Origin of the sequence: Epilithonimonas mollis, from assembly GCF_900142325.1 — a bacterium.
GTDB lineage: Bacteria > Bacteroidota > Bacteroidia > Flavobacteriales > Weeksellaceae > Epilithonimonas > Epilithonimonas mollis.
In genome coordinates this window covers 199,893-219,014 of the sequence record NZ_FRAM01000001.1, presented here as the reverse complement: position 1 = coordinate 219,014, position 19,122 = coordinate 199,893, and the positions used below count along the sequence as shown (strand labels likewise).

Here is a 19,122-nt window from a genome sequence, read left to right as displayed (position 1 = left end):
CCAATCGCTTAATCATCAACATTGTCAGGCTGAGCGGAGTCGAAGCCTTAGATGAAGAAACAGGTCGCCAATATGAATTTTAAACCATCAGATTTCTGATGGTTTTTTTTGATTAAATAATTTGATATCAAATATTAAAATTAATTTCAATTAAATAAGTGTTAATTATACATTTATTAAAAATAGAATCTTATATTTGTTATCAACCGAATATCGAATTTCAATTATTTGAATTGATTTGATATTCCAGTGATATTTTTAAATAAATTATAATGAAAAAAGTTCTGTTTTCCTTATCAATCTTCATTTGCGCTTTCTCATCGGCGCAAACTTTCAAATATCCATTCCAAAACCCTAAACTTCCGGTCGAAAAAAGAATCGAAAATCTCCTGGAATTACTAACCGTTGATGAAAAAATCGGAATGATGATGGACCAGTCTAAAGCAGTTCCACGTTTGGAAATTCCCGCTTACGGCTGGTGGAACGAGGCGCTTCACGGCGTGGCAAGAGCAGGAACAGCGACGGTTTTTCCTCAAGCCATCGGAATGGCGGCAACTTGGGACGTTGCGGAACATCTCAAAACTTTTGAAATGATTTCTGATGAAGCCAGGGCAAAATACAATAAATATTTCGATGAATCCAACAAAACCGGACGTTACGAAGGTTTGACTTTCTGGACACCCAACATCAATATTTTCCGCGACCCGAGATGGGGAAGAGGTCAGGAAACTTATGGCGAAGATCCTTTTTTAACATCAGTTTTAGGCGTTGCTGCCGTAAAAGGTTTGCAGGGAAACGACTCTAAATATTTCAAAACGCACGCCTGCGCAAAGCACTTCGCCGTTCACAGCGGCCCGGAATGGAACCGACATTCCTACAACGCAGAAATTTCAAAACGAGATTTGTATGAAACCTATCTTCCGGCCTTCAAAGCCTTGGTTTTGGAAGGAAATGTGAGAGAAGTGATGTGTGCTTACAACGCTTTCGACGGTCAGCCTTGTTGTGCCAACAATACTTTACTGACGGAAATTCTTCGTGGAAAATGGAATTATAACGGAATGGTGGTTTCCGACTGTTGGGCTTTGGCAGATTTCTACCAGAAACAGTACCACGGAACACATCCCGATGAAAAAAGTACGGCTGCAGATGCACTGAAACATTCAACAGATTTGGAATGTGGCGATACCTATAATAATTTAAACAAATCTCTGGCGAGCGGTTTAATTACTGAAAAGGATTTGGATGTTTCGATGAGAAGAATCCTGAAAGGCTGGTTTGAATTGGGAATGCTTGACCCAAAATCTTCCGTTCACTGGAACGCCATTCCATATTCTGTGGTGGATTCTGACGAACATAAAAAACAGGCTCTGACAATGGCGCAAAAATCAATTGTGCTGATGAAGAACGAAAAGAATGTTTTGCCATTAAATAAAAACATTAAAAAAATTGCAGTTGTCGGTCCAAACGCTGATGACGGATTGATGCAATTAGGGAATTACAACGGTACGCCTTCGTCTATCGTCACCATTTTAGATGGAATTAAAGCTAAACTTCCAAACTCCGAAATCATTTATGAAAAAGGAACTGAAGTAGCAGATCCATCATCAAAAAGTTCATTATATCAAAATTTCATAAGCCAAAAAAATGGCGAAAAAGGAATGAAGGTTGAGTTTTTTAACAACATTGAATTCAAAGGAAAATCTGCCAATATTTCTGTCAACAAAAGCGGAATCAACTACAATAGTTTTGGCGGAACTCAGCTTGCTCCGAATGTGGGAAGAGAAAATACTTCGGCAATTATCTCGGGAATTTTCAAAAGTACTTACACCGGAGATGTAATTCTTTCGCCATCTACATCAGATGTTTACACGCTTTTTGTGGACGGAAAAGAAATCGCCACCAGAAAAGGTCCCGATGCAAGACACCCTTCAGAATTTTCCGTGAAAATGGAAAAAGGAAAGGAATATAATATTGAACTTCGTCACAGTCAAAAAGGTAAATATGTGAGCATCACTTTCGATGTGTACCGAAAAGATCCTGTGAATTTTGTTGCCGTTAAAGAAAAAGTGAAAGATGCTGATGTTATTATTTTCGCCGGCGGACTGTCACCAAGTCTGGAAGGTGAAGAAATGTTGGTGAACGCAGAAGGTTTCAAGGGTGGCGATAAAACGTCTATCGATCTTCCAAAAGTTCAGCGTGACTTGTTGGCAGAATTAAGAAAAACAGGAAAGCCTGTCGTTTTCGTACTTTGTACAGGAAGTTCGCTAGGTTTGGAGCAGGACGAAAAAAATTATGATGCTTTGCTGAACGCTTGGTACGGCGGACAATCCGGCGGAACGGCTGTGGCAGATGTTTTGGCAGGCGACTATAATCCATCTGGAAAATTACCGCTTACTTTTTATAAAAATCTGGCACAATTAGACAACAATCTTTCTAAAACCAGTAAACACCAAGGTTTCGAAAACTACGATATGGTCGGAAGAACGTACCGTTATATGACCGAAAAACCGCTCTATGCTTTCGGGCACGGGTTGAGTTATTCAAAATTTAATTATGGTGATGCTAAATTGAACAAAAATACAATTAGTACAACTGAAAATCTGACGATTACCATTCCTGTTAAAAACACTTCGAAACGTGACGGCGAAGAAGTGGTTGAGGTTTATGTGAAAAGAAATAAAGATGCATCTGCGCCTGTAAAGACTTTGAGAGCATTTGAAAGAGTATTCATCAAAGCAGGCGAAACCAAAAACGTTGAGCTTACAGTTTCCAATGATTCTTTCAAGTTTTATGATGAAAAAGTAGATGACTTAGCTTCAAAAACAGGAAATTATACCATTTTCTATGGCGGAACTTCTGATGAGTCGGGTTTGAAAAGTATTCCATTAAAAGTAAATTAAACTCTTACAATTGAAATTTACATATAAAGTCAGTTTAAAAATATAGTATTAGAGATGTCACACTGAGCGCAGTCGAAGTGTCTCTGCGATAAAAACCAATCAATGAAAACTAAATCCAAAATATTCGCCACCACATTTTCTTTAAGCGTAGCCTTCTTTTCTGCTCAAAATGAAAATGTAAATAAACACTTTCTCGATTTAGACGGAACTTCCACCAACATCAAAATTCAGCCCACGATGTACGGAATTTTCTTCGAAGACATCAACTTTGCGGCAGACGGCGGATTGTACGCAGAACTCATCAAAAACCGCAGTTTTGAGTTTGATGAACCTTTAACCGGCTGGAAACAACCCAACACAAAAACACTGTCTCCAAATCTGGATTCTGGCTTTCTGACGATTATTACCGACAAGTCTAAAACCAATAAAAACTACGCAAGAATCACGGTTTGGAATGATAAAAACTATTCGCTGGAAAATGAAGGTTTCCGGGGAATCGGGCTTCATCAGGGTGAAAAATATGATTTCAGTTTTAATTTAGAAAACATTTCAGGCAACATTTCTGCGGTCAACGCAAGTCTTGTCGAGGAAAACGGGAAAGTAATTTCAGCAGTTTCAACAATTATTAAAGGTGGCGGCTGGCAAAAATACAGTTTGGTTTTCGCTCCAAAATCAACGGTTGAAAAAGCAAAATTACAACTCACTTTTACAGGAAAAGGCGTGGTGAATATGGATATGATTTCGCTTTTCCCGCAAGACACCTGGAAAGGAAGAAAAGGCGGAATGCGGAAAGATCTGGTTCAGAAATTATATGATCTGCAACCCGGATTTTTACGTTTTCCCGGCGGATGTATAGTTGAAGGTCGGACTTTGGCAGAGCGTTATCAATGGAAAAAAACAATCGGAAAAGTAGAGGACAGAGAAAATCTCATCAACAAGTGGAACAACGGATTTGCACACCGTTTAACACCGGATTATTGGCAGTCTTTCGGACTTGGTTTTTTCGAATATTTCCAGCTTTCGGAAGACTTAGGCGCAGAACCGCTTCCTATTTTAAGTTGCGGAATGGCTTGTCAGTTCAATACCGCAGAATTGGTCAAAATGGAAGATTTAAATCCTTATGTCCAGGATGCTTTGGATCTCATTGAATTTGCAAACGGCGATTCCAATACGAAATGGGGAAAAATCCGAACTGAAATGGGACATCCGAAACCATTTAATATGAAATACATAGGTGTTGGAAATGAGCAATGGGGCGAAGATTATATCGAACGATATAAGGTTTTTGAAACGGCGATTCATGATAAATATCCAAACATCCAAATCATCTCTGGAAGCGGACCATCCCCGGACGGAGAATTTTTCGATTATGGCTGGAAAGAACTGAAAAAGCTGAATGCACAAATAGTGGATGAACATTACTACAATTCGCCGGATTGGTTTTTAAAAAACGCCGACCGATACGATAAATACGACCGAAGAGGACCTAAAGTTTTTGCTGGAGAATACGCCGCGCAATCAGTCGGTGTTGTAAAACCGGATAACAAAAATAATTGGCAGACCGCACTTTCCGAAGCTGCGTTTATGACTGGACTGGAAAGGAATGCAGATGTCGTGACGATGACTTCCTACGCGCCGCTTCTGGCGCACGCAGATGGTTGGCAATGGACGCCAGATTTAATTTGGTTTAATAATCTGAAATCTTATGCTACTCCGAATTATTATGTTCAGAAATTATTTTCGAACAACAAAGGAACTGATTTAATTAAAATCTTCGAAAACGGAAAGGTTCTGACAGGTCAGAATAATCTTTACGCATCTGCAGTGAAGGACAGTAAAAATGGCGAAACCATAATCAAAATTGTCAATTCAAACGCAGTGCAAACTTCGGTTGAAATCAATCCGAAAAATATAAAACCGGGCAATAAGATGACCAAAATTATCCTGACTTCTTCTGGTCTTTCCGATGAAAATAATTTCCAGACTGAAAATATTAAACCTGTTGAGGAAACGCAGGTATTGAAAAAAGGAAAAATTTCAGTGGATATTCCGGCGAATTCTTTGATTATTTTGAAGATTAAATAACCTTGAAGTACCATCAATAAAGGAGGAAATAAAATTAAGTGTAAATATTACATTTATTTAAAATAGAATCTTATATTTGTTTTAACTCTGATTAAGAACTGAACTCAATTTTTCATACAGAAAGGCTTCGACAAGCTCAGCCTGACAATGGTAAATATATTAGGGTTGTCATCCTGAACTTGTCGAAGGATTTTGTAAAATAACTTATAAAATTAATTATCCACGTTAATGAAAAAATACGTTATCGGCTTAGACTACGGAACAGATTCCGTTCGTGCCGTTTTGATTGATACAGAAAACGGCGCAGAACTCGCCACTTCCGTAAGTTACTACCAAAGGTGGAAAGACGGAAAATTCTGTAAACCGGAAATCAATCAGTTTCGCCAGCATCCGTTGGACCATATTGAAGGTTTGGAAGAAACCATTTCCACTGTCGTAAAAGAAAGTGGAGTAGCACCGGAACATATCGTCAGCATTTGCATCGATACCACTGGCTCATCACCACTTCCTGTCAATAAAGACGGAATTGCCTTGTCATTTTTGCCTGAATTTTCAGAAAATCCCAACGCAATGATGGTTTTATGGAAAGACCACACTTCCATCAACGAAGCTGAAGAAATCAATCACTTAGCGAGAAACTGGGGAGGCGAAGATTACACAAAATTCGAAGGTGGCATCTATTCTTCCGAATGGTTTTGGGCTAAAATTCTTCACATCAACAGAGATGACGAAAAAGTGAAAAATGAAGCGTACAGCTGGATGGAGCATTGTGATTACATCACATTTCTCCTTTCCGACCATCAGGATTTGACAACTTTCAAAAGAAGCCGTTGCGCCGCTGGTCACAAAGCTATGTGGCACGAGTCGTGGGACGGACTGCCTTCCAAAGATTTTCTCGGTCAGTTGGATCCATCTTTGGCAGAGCTTAGTGACAGATTATACGACAAAACCTACACTTCTGATGAAGTTGCAGGAAACTTGAATGAAGAATGGGCTGAAAAATTAGGCTTGACAACCAACACCGTAATTGCAGTCGGAACTTTCGATGCACATTCCGGAGCGGTAGGCGCAAAAGTCGAGGAGAATACGCTGATTAGAATTATGGGAACATCAACCTGTGATATTATGGTGGCTCCCAACGAACTAATCGGTGACAAAACTGTGAAAGGAATTTGCGGGCAGGTCGATGGTTCAGTGATTCCGGGATTAGTGGGACTGGAAGCTGGTCAGTCTGCTTTCGGCGACGTTCTGGCTTGGTTCAAAGACATTTTGATGTGGCCGACTCAAAATATTCTGATGAATTCCCACATCATTGATGACAAGCAAAAACAGTTATTAAAAGAAGAATTAGAAAACAATTTGATTAGAAGTCTGACGCAGGAAGCAGAAAAAATTCCATTGTCAGAATCAGTTCCTATCGCTTTGGACTGGATCAACGGACGAAGAACGCCCGATGCCAATCAGGAACTGAAAATGGCGATTAATAACCTTTCGTTGGGAACAAAAGCACCACATATTTTCAAAGCTTTGGTCAATGCGATTTGTTTCGGTTCCAAAAAAATTGTAGACCGTTTTGAAGAAGAAGGCGTGAAAATCGAAAAAGTAATCGGAATTGGTGGTGTTGCCAGAAAATCGCCGTTCATTATGCAAACCTTAGCGAACGTTCTTAATATGCCGATTATCGTGGCAGAATCAGACCAGGCTCCTGCTTTGGGTGCAGCCGTTTATGCTGCCGTTTCCGCTGGAATATACCCAAGTGTTCAGGAAGCAAGCCGTAAAATGGGTTCCGATTTCGAAGCCGAATATTTCCCGCAAACCGAACACGTAGAAAAATACGCAGAACTGATGAACCAATATCAGATTCTCGCAGATTTCACCGAAAATAATATCAAATCTAAAAAGAAGTTTATAGTTGACAGTTTATAGTTGATAGAAGTTAAAACAAAAAAGCTCCGTAGGAGCGAACTGTTAATAGCATTTTTGGCAATTGTCATTAAGATATAGAAAAGCTCCGTAGGAGCGCTCTGTTAATAGCAAACCAATAGATACGCAACCCAAGCCTCGTAGAGGCGACCTGTTAAATATTTACATTAATGAAAAAAACATCAACCAACAACCAACAACTAAAATAATTATGGCAGCTTAATCCGTCTTCCACTCCCGCTTTTTTACTCGTCGTTCCTCCTCACAAAAAGAGCTCCGTTCAAGCCGGGCTGCGAGCAATTCGCTGAAAAAAATATGCTAACAAATAATTTTTTAATCATTTAATCCTTCAATCTTTTAATAAAAATGAGCATCTATAAAGAACTGAAAAGAGAATGTTACGAAGCCAATATGCAGCTCGATGCCTTGAAGCTGGTCGTTTACACTTTCGGAAATGTCAGCGCCGTTGACCGTGACAAAGGCATTTTCGCCATCAAACCAAGCGGCGTTCCATACGAATTACTGAAACCGGAAGATATTGTGATTTTAGATTACGATGCCAATGTTATCGAAGGAAATTTAAGACCGTCTTCCGACACCAAAACCCACGCTTATCTTTATAAAAACTGGAAAAATATCGGCGGAATTTCGCACACGCACGCTATCTATTCCGTAGCCTGGGCACAGGCACAAATGGACATTCCGATTTTCGGGACAACGCACGCAGACCATTTAACGTCAGATATTCCCTGCGCACCGCCAATGCGCGATGATTTAATCGAGGGCAATTACGAATTCAATACCGGAATCCAGATTCTGGAATGCTTTGAAGATAAAAATCTTTCCTACGAAGAAGTGGAAATGGTGCTCATCGGAAATCACGGTCCATTCACTTGGGGAAAAAATGCTGATAAAGCCGTTTATAACAGCAAAGTCTTGGAAACCATTGCAGAAATGGCATATCGAACAAGACAAATCAATCCAGATGCGGCGAGATTAAAAGATTCATTAATCAAAAAACATTACGAACGTAAACACGGCAAAAACGCTTATTACGGACAATAATTTCTGAAAAAGTAAAAAGTAAAAAGTAAAAAAGTACATTGTACATCATACTTTTTACAATTATCCATTAACTATCAACCAACAACAATCAACAACAATCAACTAAAAAATATGCTAACACCTCTCAATACCAAAGAAATCTGGTTCATTACCGGAAGCCAGCATTTATACGGCCCTGAAACATTGGCTCAGGTTGCAGAACATTCAGCGAAAATCGTGGAAGCTTTAAATGCTTCTTCACAGATTCCCGTAAAAGTGGTATTAAAACCAACGGTAAAAACAACGGAAGAAATTTTCGAAACTTTAACTGCTGCCAATTTCGCAAAAGATTGCATCGGAATTGTAACCTGGATGCACACGTTTTCACCCGCAAAAATGTGGATTCGTGGACTGACCGCTTTGCAAAAACCAATGTTGCATCTGCATACGCAGTTCAATCAGGATATTCCGTGGTCTACAATGGATATGGATTTTATGAACCTGAACCAGGCTGCTCACGGTGACCGTGAATTTGGTTTTATGGTGAGCCGTCTCCGCAAAAACAGAAAAGTGGTGGTTGGACATTGGACTGAAGAAAGGGTTCAGAAACAAATTGGCGATTGGAGTAGAGTTGCCGCAGGTTGGGACGATTGGCAAGGTGCGAAGTTCGCACGTTTCGGAGACAATATGAGATATGTTGCCGTGACCGATGGCGACAAAGTGGAAGCGGAAACCAAGTTTGGTTTTTCGGTAAACACCTGGGGAATCGGGGATTTGGTAAGCATTGTCAATTCAATTGGCAATGGCGAAATCAAATCGTTGATGGAAGAATATGAGTCGTCATACAAAATGGCAGAATCTCTTCTTTCCGGCGGTTCAAACAGAAAATCGCTTGAAGCGGCAGCAAGAATTGAATTAGGCTTGGAAAAATTCCTGAAAGACGGAAATTTCAAAGGTTTCTCTGATACTTTCGAAGATCTTCACGGCTTGGAACAACTTCCCGGAATTGCCGTTCAGAGACTAATGCAAAAAGGTTACGGTTTTGCCGGCGAAGGCGACTGGAAAACGGCTGCCTTAGTTCGTGCAATGAAAACAATGGGACAAGGTCTGGAAGGTGGAAACGCTTTTATGGAAGATTATACCTACCATTTAAATCCATCAAATCCATCCGTTCTAGGTTCGCACATGTTGGAAGTCGACCCAGTTTTAGCAGTAGATAAACCATCTTGTGAAATTCATCCGTTGGGAATTGGCGGTAAAGCTGATCCGGTTCGTTTAGTATTTAATTCAAGAGGAAATATTAATTCCTTAAATGCCGCTTTGATGGATTTCGGAAATCATTTCAGACTGCTGATCAACAAAACAAGAGCGTTGGAAATCACCGAAGAATTACCGAAACTTCCTGTTGCGAGAGTCCTTTGGAAACCACTTCCGGATTTATATACTGCTGCTGAAGCCTGGATTTTGGCAGGTGGAGCACATCACACATGCTACAGTGAGAACATCAGCACAGAACAATTGGAAGATTTTGCAGAGCTTGCAGGTATTGAATCTCTGGTGATCGATGAAGACACGAAAATCCGTGATTTTAAGAATACACTTCGTTGGAATGAGATTTATTATCGCTAAACTTGCAAAATCATTTAAATTATGAAAAAAATCACTTATAACCTGATTATTGTTGCGTTTTTGAGTATTTTCGGATGCAATAAAAAAGAAAACAATAATCAGCCTCAAAAAGAACAAATGGAAAATATACAGGTTTCAGACTATGGTGTGACAGCAAAAGGCGATTCTATAAGGAAATTTACGCTCACCAACAAGAACGGGATGAAGATGGAAGTCATTAATTTTGGCGGAATCATCACTTCACTTACCGCTCCCGACAAAAACGGAAAATATGAAGATGTGGTTTTGGGTTTTACAAAACCTGAAGATTATTTCAATGGAAATCCTTATTACTTTGGAGCATTGATTGGCCGTTATGGAAACAGAATTGCAAACGCCAAATTCACTTTGGAAGGGAAAACCTATGACATCGATAAAAACGACGGCCCAAACAGTCTTCACGGTGGGAAACAAGGTTTTCATACCAAATTCTGGAATATCGAACCGGTGAAAGATGCTAAATTCCCGACTTTGAAACTGACTTATACCAGCGCAGATGGTGAAGAAGGTTATCCTGGAAAATTGTCGACAATCGTTTTGTATACTTTGACGGACGACAATGCGCTTGAAATTTCTTACGAAGCAGAAACCGACAAGCCGACTGTTGTGAATTTAACGCAACATTCGTATTTCAATCTTTCAGGGAACTTCTCAAAAACTATTCTTGACCACGAATTACAGATTAACGGAGATAAATTCACACCGGTGAATGAAACTTTGATCCCGACTGGAGAACAGAATGCGGTGAAAGGAACTCCATTTGATTTTACAGCTTCAAAAGCAATCGGGAAAGATATCAATGCAGAAGATGACCAACTTAAAAAAGGAAAAGGGTATGACCATAACTGGATTCTGAACGGAAGCGGTTTGAGAAGCATTGCGAAAGTTTTTCATCCTGAATCTGGAAGAATGATGGAAGTTTTGACTGATGAACCTGGCGTCCAGTTCTATTCTGGTAACTTTCTGGATGGAAAATTTGAAAATAAGACAGGTGGAAAAAATGAATTCAGAACAGGTTTCTGTCTGGAAACACAACATTTCCCGAACTCTCCGAATCAGGCTTCTTTCCCTTCTACAGAATTAAAGCCGGGACAAAAATATCAGTCTAAAACAATTTATAAATTCTCAGTTAAAAAATAAAGTATGGGAAATTTAGCAACAATAGATATCATCATATTTTTAGTGTATTTTGTGGTGGTAGCCGGTTACGGAATCTGGATTTACAGAAAGAAAAAATCGGCAGCCACAGGCAGTAAAGATTATTTCCTGGCAGAAGGTTCATTGACATGGTGGGCGATCGGAGCAAGTTTGATTGCTTCCAATATTTCAGCGGAACAGTTCATCGGAATGTCCGGTGAAGGATTTTTCGTGGGTGTTGCAGTTGCAGCTTACGAATGGATTGCCGCCATTGCATTGATTATCATCGCAGTTTGGTTCATCCCGATCTATCTTAAAAACAAGATTTACACGATGCCCCAATTCCTGGAAACCCGTTACAATAAATCGGTTTCCCTGATTATGGCAGTGTTCTGGCTGTTTTTATATGTGATTGTTAATCTTACTTCAATCCTTTATTTAGGAGCTTTGGCAATTGATACCTTATTGGGTGGCGACAATCTTCATATCATAATGATTGGATTGCTTCTGATGGCTTTATTAATCGGTCTTGGAGGAATGAAAGTAATCGGTTATACTGACGTTATTCAGGTCGCTGTTTTGATTATCGGAGGATTTGCCACGGTTTACATGGCGCTTCAGATTGTTGACCAAAGAATCAACGGAGCCGCTGTAGGAAATGCTTTTGCAGGTTTCCAGACTTTGATGAACGAAGCGCCTCAACATTTTAAATTAATGTTGGAAAAGCCTGTAAAGACAACCACAACTTTGGCAATGCCTGAAAACTTGGACGTTCAGAAATATGTGGTTTTACCGGGATTGGCGATGTATTTTGCAGGACAGTGGATTGTAAACCTGAATTATTGGGGGTGTAATCAGTACATTACGCAAAGAGCATTGGGAGCAGATTTGAAAACGGCAAGAACAGGGATTTTGTTCGCAGGATTTTTAAAATTATTTATGCCAATCATCGTGATGCTGCCTGGAATTGCTGCTTACGTGCTTTATCAAAAAGGACATTTGCCAGGTTTCAATGGTGTGAAAGATGGTGCCTATTCTGCTATTTTAGGATTCTTACCAACTGGTCTGAAAGGTCTTGCTGTAGCGGCTTTGACAGCAGCAATTGTGGCGTCATTGGCCGGAAAAGTGAATAGTATTTCTACGATTTTCACTTTAGATATTTATAAAAAATATTTGAAAGCTGATGCCACTGAAATCCAGATGGTAAGAACCGGACGTTGGGCGATTATTATTGCAATGTTTGTCGCTTTAGCATTTACGTGGACGGATGTTTTAGGAATCGGCGGAGAAGGCGGATTTACTTTCATCCAGAAATATACAGGATTTATAAGTCCGGGTGTTTTTGCGATGTTTCTTCTGGGAATGTTCTGGAAAAGAACAACCGGAACGGCAGCTTTGGTCGGCGTGATTTTAGGATTCGTTCTGGCGATTTTTTTCAACAGTTTTGCTGTGGATATTTTCGGCAAAGAAACCTGGTTGTACACAGCTTTCACCTATGAAAAACTGGAAAAAGGCGTAGTTCATACGATTACAGAAATCCCGTTTTTGATTAATATGGGATGGTCTTTCTTCATCACAATCGTAGTAATGATTTTGATAAGTCTCACCGGACCGAAAGTCAATCCGAAAGCCTTCGCAATTGATTCTACAATGTTCAAAGTGGATAACAGAACTTTAGTTTTGATTGTTGTGACTTTACTTTTATTAACGGCCTTGTATGTGAGGTTCTGGTAAAATTTGAGCCATAATAAAATGAATGCAGGATGCCAATTTGGTATCCTGTTTTGTTTAATTTTGATTAAAATTTAGATAGACTTTAATGAAAAATTTCGACGAACTGATTCAACAATATGTTGGGTGTCTGACTTCTGAAGAACTGTCGGTTATTCAATCTTATTTTAAAGAAGAGAAATTAAATAAGAATAAAATATTCACCAATTCCGGTGAAATGTGCGACAAATTAAGTGTTGTAAAGTCTGGAATTCTCCGTGTTTTTGCTTTAACGGAAGATGGAAAAGAAATTACGCAATGGCTTTCTACAAAAGATTTTTTCATAACCGAAGTGATGGGTTTTTTCTTTAATCAACCCAACCGATGGACTATTCAGGCTTTTACCGAAGTCGAATTATTGTCTATTTCCAAAACAGATTATCTCAAACTTTGTCAGAAATTTCCAAAATGGATTGAGATTGAAAAACAGTTTATAATCAAATGTTTTGCGATGATGGAAAATCGAGTTTTTTCGCATCTTTCGATGACTGCGGAAGAGCGGTATAATCAATATTTTGAGCAGAACAGAGAACTATTTAATCAGGTTCCGTTGCAATATATTGCGTCAGTTTTGGGAATGACGCCCGAAACTTTCAGCAGAATCAGAAAAAGACAGGCAGAAAATTCTTGATTTTTGTCAAGAGGAAGTTGTATGAATTTTCAGACATTTGTACCATAAATCAAGACAATGAAAAATCTGTTACAGCTCGAAGAAGTGGGACAATTCGGTTTCGCCATTTTTCTTTTTACTCAGTTGGAATTCCAATGGTGGCTTTTCCCGCTTTGCCTTTTGCTTCCGGACGTTTCGATGTTGGGTTACTTAATCAATCCAAAAATCGGAGCTTGGATGTACAATTTTTTTCATCACAAATTGCTTGCAGTTCTTGTATTGATTCTAGGTTTTTGCCTGAAAATTACGATTGCGGAGTTTGCCGGAATTATTTTATGGGCGCATTCTTCGATGGACAGAATTTTCGGATACGGATTGAAATTTGAAGACAGTTTCAAACATACGCATCTAGGCTCGATGGGAAAAAAGTAACTTTTAGATCTTAAACATAAACCCCTCCGCCAGTTTTTTCTGATATTTAGCTTCATCAAAACGGTAAAGAAAAGATCCTTTTTTGGATGACGTCATATCTTTTTCCTCGGTTTTTATAAGAATATCGAGTGCATTAAATTTACTGATAAAATTCCGTTTGTCATATTGTTCATTGAAAATCGCTTCATACAAACTTTGCAAATCCTTCATCGTGAATTTTTCCGGCAAAAGTTCAAAACCGATAGGTCTTGTGGAAGCTCTTCTTCTCAGTCGCAGGATTGCATCTTTTACCATTTCATTGTGATCAAAAATAAGGCTTGGAAAATTCTGAAAATCAAACCATTTCGCACTGTATTTTTTATTGATCCGAATATTCTTTTCAATATTAATCAAAGCGTAATAAGAAATCGACATAATTCTGGCAGTCGGTTCACGGTCAATTTTTGTATATGAATTGAGTTGCTCCAGGTATATGTTTTCCAGTCCGGTAAGTGTATTCAGGACGCGGTGTGCAGCTTCATCAGACGTTTCTTCATTGCCGATAAAACCACCCATAAGCGACCATTCTCCCATTTTTGGTTCAAAATTTCTCTGCACAAGAAGAATCTTAAGATTTTCGCCGTCAAATCCGAAAATAATGCAGTCGACAGCTACCAAATGGCGTGGATATTGAGAATAGTCTTGAGTCATTGATTTATTTTGTACAAAGTTATAGTATTTATGCTTTCATTTTATGATGTTATGGCATTTAAATGTGTTTTTTACACTTTATTTTATAATAAATTTAATCCGAAATAATAAATTTCCTTTCTGAAGCAGGATTTCGGTAACAAAAAAAGTTCACATTGCTTTCATATTCTTTATAAAACACATTAAATACCAATGAATGGAATGTTAAAAATATGTTAAATATTTTTTTACTTATCATCTAATATCACAGAAAATTATTGCTGAAGCTTAGTCTTAAAATTACGATAAGTCTTTTGGTGTAATTTTTCAAAAGATTATTTTTTCCCTGCATTCATTTTTTATAATGGAGATTTCAATGTATATAGATGATAAGCACTGTTTTTAATAATCTTATTTTTTATGATAAGCCTTTGTTTTTTTTTCTTTCTTACAGAACTTTAAAATAACTATTTTTTTGTTTTCACAAGTCATTTTCACAAAATTCTTTGTTATATAGATTCTTTACTTTATTTTTAGAAATGTTGAATAAACATTTATTAATGACTAAAAAATCGCTGATATTATTTTTGAGTTTTGGAACACTTGCTTTTGGACAAGTGAAGAAAAATGTCAGCTACTTTCCACTCAACAAAGTTCATTTGTCGGAAAGCGTTTTCAGCAAAGCGATGCAGACCGACGAGAATTACATCATGTCGCTGGATGCAGACCGTTTGCTTGCGCCTTATTTGAAAGAAGCAGGCCTCAATCCTAAAAAAGAAAATTATCCCAACTGGGAAAACACTGGTTTGGACGGTCATATCGGTGGACATTATATTTCTGCGTTGGCGCTGCTGTATGCTTCCACAGGTGATGCAAAAATAAAGCAGCGACTCGATTATATGATAGACGAGCTGGAACGTTGCCAAAATCTTTCCGGAAACGGCTACATTTCAGGCGTTCCGAACGGCAAAAAAATCTGGAAAGAAATTGCAGGCGGAAATATCCGTGCGGCGACTTTTGGGTTGAATGACCGTTGGGTTCCGTTATACAATATTCACAAGACCTATTCGGGTTTACGAGACGCATTTTGGTACGCAGGAAGTGATAAAGCAAAAAAAATGCTCATCAAACTGACGGATTGGATGACTAATGAAGTTTCCCAACTTTCCGATGAGCAGATTCAGGAAATGTTGAAAAGCGAACACGGCGGGCTGAACGAAGTTTTTGCCGATGTTTATGACATCACCAAAAATGAAAAATATCTCAAGCTGGCGCACCGTTTTTCGCATCAGGCAATTTTAAATCCATTGTTAGTTCACGAAGATAAACTCACAGGAATCCACGCTAATACTCAGATTCCAAAAGTAATCGGTTTCAAAAGAATTGCCGATATTGAACAGAATAAAGAATGGAGCAGTGCTGCAGATTTTTTCTGGACGAATGTTACTCAAAAACGTTCCGCAATTATCGGCGGAAACAGTGTGAGCGAACATTTTAATTCTATCAATGATTTCAGTGGAATGATAAAAAGTATCGAAGGTCCCGAAACCTGCAATACCTACAATATGCTGAAGCTTACCAAAGAACTTTTCGCCACCAATCCGAAGTCATCGTATCTGGATTATTACGAAAGAGCGTTGTACAACCATATTTTGTCCACGCAAAATCCTGACAAAGGCGGTTTTGTCTATTTCACACCGATGCGTCCCGGTCATTACAGAGTGTATTCTCAGCCGGAAACCAGTTTTTGGTGTTGTGTAGGTTCCGGAATGGAAAATCACGCCAAATATGGTGAAATGATTTATGCAAAATCAGGTAATGATTTGTATGTCAATCTCTTTATTCCTTCGATTCTAAAATGGTCTGAAAAGAAATTGGTACTGAGACAGGAAAATAATTTTCCTCAAACGCCTTCTACAAAATTAATTTTTGACCTCGCTCCAAATGCTGAAATAAATCTGAAATTGAGAATCCCAGAGTGGACAAATGCTAATCAAATAACAGTTTCTGTTAATTCAAAAAATATCAATATTCCTGTCGATCCCGAAGGTTATATCAATATCAAAAGAAAATGGAAAAAAGGAGATGTGGTCGAAATGAAAATGCCGATGCACCTTTCCGCCGAGCAACTTCCGGACAAATCTGATTATTATGCTTTTAAATATGGTCCAATTGTTTTGGCTGCAACTTACGGAACAGAAAATCAGGACGGATTGTTTGCCGATGACAGCCGTGGCGGACATATTGCGCGCGGACCACAGATTCCACTGAATGATATTCCGACGATTTTAGGAAGTTCAGATGCGGTGATTAATCATCTGGAAGCTGTGAATGGTGAAGATTTGACATTTAAACTGAAAGGTCTATATCCTCAGAATAAATTTGCTGAAGGATTGAAACTGGTTCCTTTCTACAAAATTCACGAGCAACGATACATCATTTATTTTCCGCAGGCGACTCAGGATAAAATCGAAATGATTCAGAAACAAAAAGCGAAAGAAGAAGCGGAAATCCGAAAACTGGATAATATTACGACGGATAAAATCCAACTAGGCGAGCAACAGCCGGAATCTGACCACTTTTTCGACAGCAAAGATTCCAGCACCGGATATATGGAAGACCGTCATTTTCGAGAGGCAAAAGGCTGGTTCAGTTATCAGATGAAAAATAAGGAGAAGAATGCAAAATTCCTTTACATCACATACTTTGACGCCAATAATAACCGTACTTTGAATGCGGAAATTAATGGAATTAAAACCTATTCTAAAAATTTCGAAGGAAAAATGGGCGGTTCTCCACAGACTTTACTCATTCCGCTTCCTGAATCTGAAAACCGTAAAGAAATCCTGAACATCAAATTTAATTCAGGTGAAAAATCATTAACACCGAAAATCATCGAAGTGAGATTGCTGAATCAAACGCCAGATAAAAACTAAACATTACTGCAATATCAAATTTGCTATGAAAAATAAACTCTTTTTTAAAATATTAATTCTACTCGTCGGCTCGCTTTGCATTTCGTTGAATGCAAAAATCAAGCTTCCAGCCTTAGTTTCAGACGGAATGGTTTTGCAGAGAAATCAAAAACTGAACATCTGGGGAAAAGCTGACGCCAACGAAAATGTGGAAGTGAAATTCCTAAATAAAAATTATAAAACCTCGGCAGACCAGAACGGAAACTGGAAAATCGTTCTTCCGGAACAAAAAGCGGGAGGACCATACACAATGACCATCAACGAAATCACGCTGAAAGACATTATGATTGGCGAAGTTTGGCTGGCTTCCGGACAATCCAATATGGAATTACCGATGCGAAGACTGACGCCGCTGTATGCTAACGAAATCAAGAATGCAAACAACCAAAATATTCGTTTTTTCACGGTTCCTCAGAAATATAATTTCAAATCACCACAAACCGAACTGGATGGCGGAAAATGGGAAGCTACAAATCCTCAAACGATTCTTAATTTCTCAGGTGTTGCTTATTTTTTCGCTAAAGATGTCAGTGAAAAAGAAAAAGTGGCGGTTGGAATTATCCACTCAAGCTTAGGCGGTTCTCCGATTCAGGCCTGGATGGATGAAAATTCGCTGAAAAAATATCCTGAATATTTGGATGAAGCAAAAAAATGGCAAAATGATGATTTAATCAAATCAACTGAGTCCAGCGAACAGGCTCTCAGTAAAGCTTGGTACACAGAATTGGACCAGAGCGATATCGGACTCAATCAACATTGGGAAAAATTTGATTTGAATGATTCTGACTGGAAAACAATGCAAATTCCAGGTTCTTGGGAAGATAAAGAAGGTTCTTTCGATGGTTCTGTTTGGTTCAGAAAAGAAATTATTTTAACAAAAAATCAGGCTGGAAAATCTGCTTTTTTAAATCTTGGAAGAATCAAAGATGCGGATGTAACGTACATCAACGGAACAAAAGTAGGAAATGTCACTTACGAATATCCACCAAGATGGTATGACATTCCTGCGGGAGTTTTGAAAGAAGGTAAAAACGTAATTGCAGTGAGAGTTTCCAACGGAAGCGGAAAAGGGCAGTTTATTGCGGACAAACCTTATTACCTTGAAATAGACGGACAAAAAATCGATTTAAAATCTGAATGGAAATATAAAATCGGAACAAAAGTCGACAGAATGGCTCCTGGGCAGACCTTCATCCGTTGGAAGCCTACTGGTTTGTACAACGCAATGATTAATCCTTTGATTAATTACAGAATCAAAGGAGCACTTTGGTATCAGGGCGAAAGCAATACAGGGAAACCGAAAGAATACGGCGATTTGCTGACCACAATGATTGCAGACTGGAGAAGCAAGTGGAACCAAAACGATATGCCGTTTTTCACGGTTCAGTTGGCCAATTTTATGGAAGCAAAATCTCAGCCGGTTGAAAGCAATTGGGCAGAACTCAGAGACCAGCAACGTCAGGTTTCGCTAAAAGTTCCGAACGCAGGATTAGCTGTAATCATCGACATTGGAGAGTGGAATGACATTCATCCTTTAAACAAAAAAACAGTAGGCGACCGATTGGCTTTGCAGGCAATGAAAATCGCTTATGGAAAAAACATTGTTGCAGACGGACCTGTTTATGAGTCAATGAAAATCGACGGCAATAAAATCAGACTTTCTTTCAAAAACGGAACCGATGACTTGGAACCAGTTTCAGAATTGAAAGGTTTCGCCATCAAAGATCGGGACGGAAAATGGGTTTGGGCAACCGCAAAAATTGAAGGTAAAAGTATTGTAGTCTGGAATGATTCGGTAAAAAACCCTGTTGCAGTCCGCTACGACTGGGCGGACAATCCCGATGGAAACCTGAAAAACAAAACCGGACTTCCCGCATCGTCTTTCACAACGGAATAAATAGCCATATAT

At 38.8% G+C, this 19,122-nt stretch carries 12 protein-coding genes; 11 read left to right on the top strand and 1 reads right to left on the bottom strand.

Translation table 11 applies throughout. From position 1 onward, the window contains the following. Positions 1-272 precede the first annotated feature (272 nt). The 9 genes from BUA97_RS00945 to BUA97_RS00905 all read left to right on the top strand — a co-directional run bounded on the left by BUA97_RS00945 (position 273) and on the right by BUA97_RS00905 (position 13,569). The gene (locus tag BUA97_RS00945) at positions 273-2,900 is read left to right on the top strand and encodes a glycoside hydrolase family 3 C-terminal domain-containing protein (RefSeq protein WP_139258172.1); all 2,628 of its coding nucleotides are present in this window, start codon (positions 273-275) and stop codon (positions 2,898-2,900) included. Between the two features lie 102 nt (positions 2,901-3,002). Next, positions 3,003-4,985, top strand: coding sequence for an alpha-L-arabinofuranosidase C-terminal domain-containing protein (locus tag BUA97_RS00940; RefSeq protein WP_072995940.1), 1,983 nt, complete (start codon positions 3,003-3,005; stop codon positions 4,983-4,985). Positions 4,986-5,213: 228 nt separating this feature from the next. Beyond that, positions 5,214-6,911, top strand: coding sequence for a ribulokinase (locus tag BUA97_RS00935; protein WP_072995938.1), 1,698 nt, complete (start codon positions 5,214-5,216; stop codon positions 6,909-6,911). Between the two features lie 363 nt (positions 6,912-7,274). Continuing rightward, complete coding sequence (locus BUA97_RS00930) at positions 7,275-7,973, top strand: L-ribulose-5-phosphate 4-epimerase (protein WP_072995936.1); 699 nt, start codon at positions 7,275-7,277, stop codon at positions 7,971-7,973. Between the two features lie 111 nt (positions 7,974-8,084). Beyond that, positions 8,085-9,581: an L-arabinose isomerase gene (gene araA / locus BUA97_RS00925; protein ID WP_072995934.1), complete on the top strand. Its 1,497-nt coding sequence runs from the start codon at positions 8,085-8,087 to the stop codon at positions 9,579-9,581. 21 nt (positions 9,582-9,602) lie between these two features. After that, positions 9,603-10,760, top strand: a complete 1,158-nt coding sequence (locus BUA97_RS00920) for an aldose epimerase family protein (RefSeq protein ID WP_072995932.1) — start codon at positions 9,603-9,605, stop codon at positions 10,758-10,760. 3 nt (positions 10,761-10,763) lie between these two features. Further along, positions 10,764-12,491: a sodium:solute symporter family transporter gene (locus BUA97_RS00915; RefSeq protein ID WP_072995930.1), complete on the top strand. Its 1,728-nt coding sequence runs from the start codon at positions 10,764-10,766 to the stop codon at positions 12,489-12,491. A gap of 85 nt (positions 12,492-12,576) precedes the next feature. Then, positions 12,577-13,158, top strand: coding sequence for a Crp/Fnr family transcriptional regulator (locus tag BUA97_RS00910; RefSeq protein WP_072995928.1), 582 nt, complete (start codon positions 12,577-12,579; stop codon positions 13,156-13,158). A gap of 57 nt (positions 13,159-13,215) precedes the next feature. After that, positions 13,216-13,569 carry a DUF4260 domain-containing protein gene (locus tag BUA97_RS00905; protein WP_072995925.1) on the top strand — a complete coding sequence of 118 codons (354 nt, stop codon included), beginning with the start codon at positions 13,216-13,218 and terminating at the stop codon, positions 13,567-13,569. A 3-nt stretch (positions 13,570-13,572) separates the two neighbouring features. Here BUA97_RS00905 and BUA97_RS00900 read toward each other — a convergent pair whose 3' ends face one another. Continuing rightward, on the bottom strand, positions 13,573-14,259 hold the full coding sequence (locus BUA97_RS00900) for an NUDIX hydrolase (protein ID WP_072995923.1): 687 nt from the start codon (positions 14,257-14,259) through the stop codon (positions 13,573-13,575). Between the two features lie 539 nt (positions 14,260-14,798). Between BUA97_RS00900 and BUA97_RS00895 the strand changes: the two genes are divergently transcribed. Both BUA97_RS00895 and BUA97_RS00890 read left to right on the top strand, forming a co-directional pair. Next, positions 14,799-17,174, top strand: a complete 2,376-nt coding sequence (locus BUA97_RS00895; RefSeq protein ID WP_072995921.1) for a glycoside hydrolase family 127 protein — start codon at positions 14,799-14,801, stop codon at positions 17,172-17,174. 25 nt (positions 17,175-17,199) lie between these two features. Beyond that, a complete protein-coding gene (locus BUA97_RS00890) occupies positions 17,200-19,110 on the top strand; it encodes a sialate O-acetylesterase (RefSeq protein ID WP_084081230.1) in 1,911 nt (636 codons plus the stop codon). Positions 19,111-19,122: the final 12 nt, after the last annotated feature.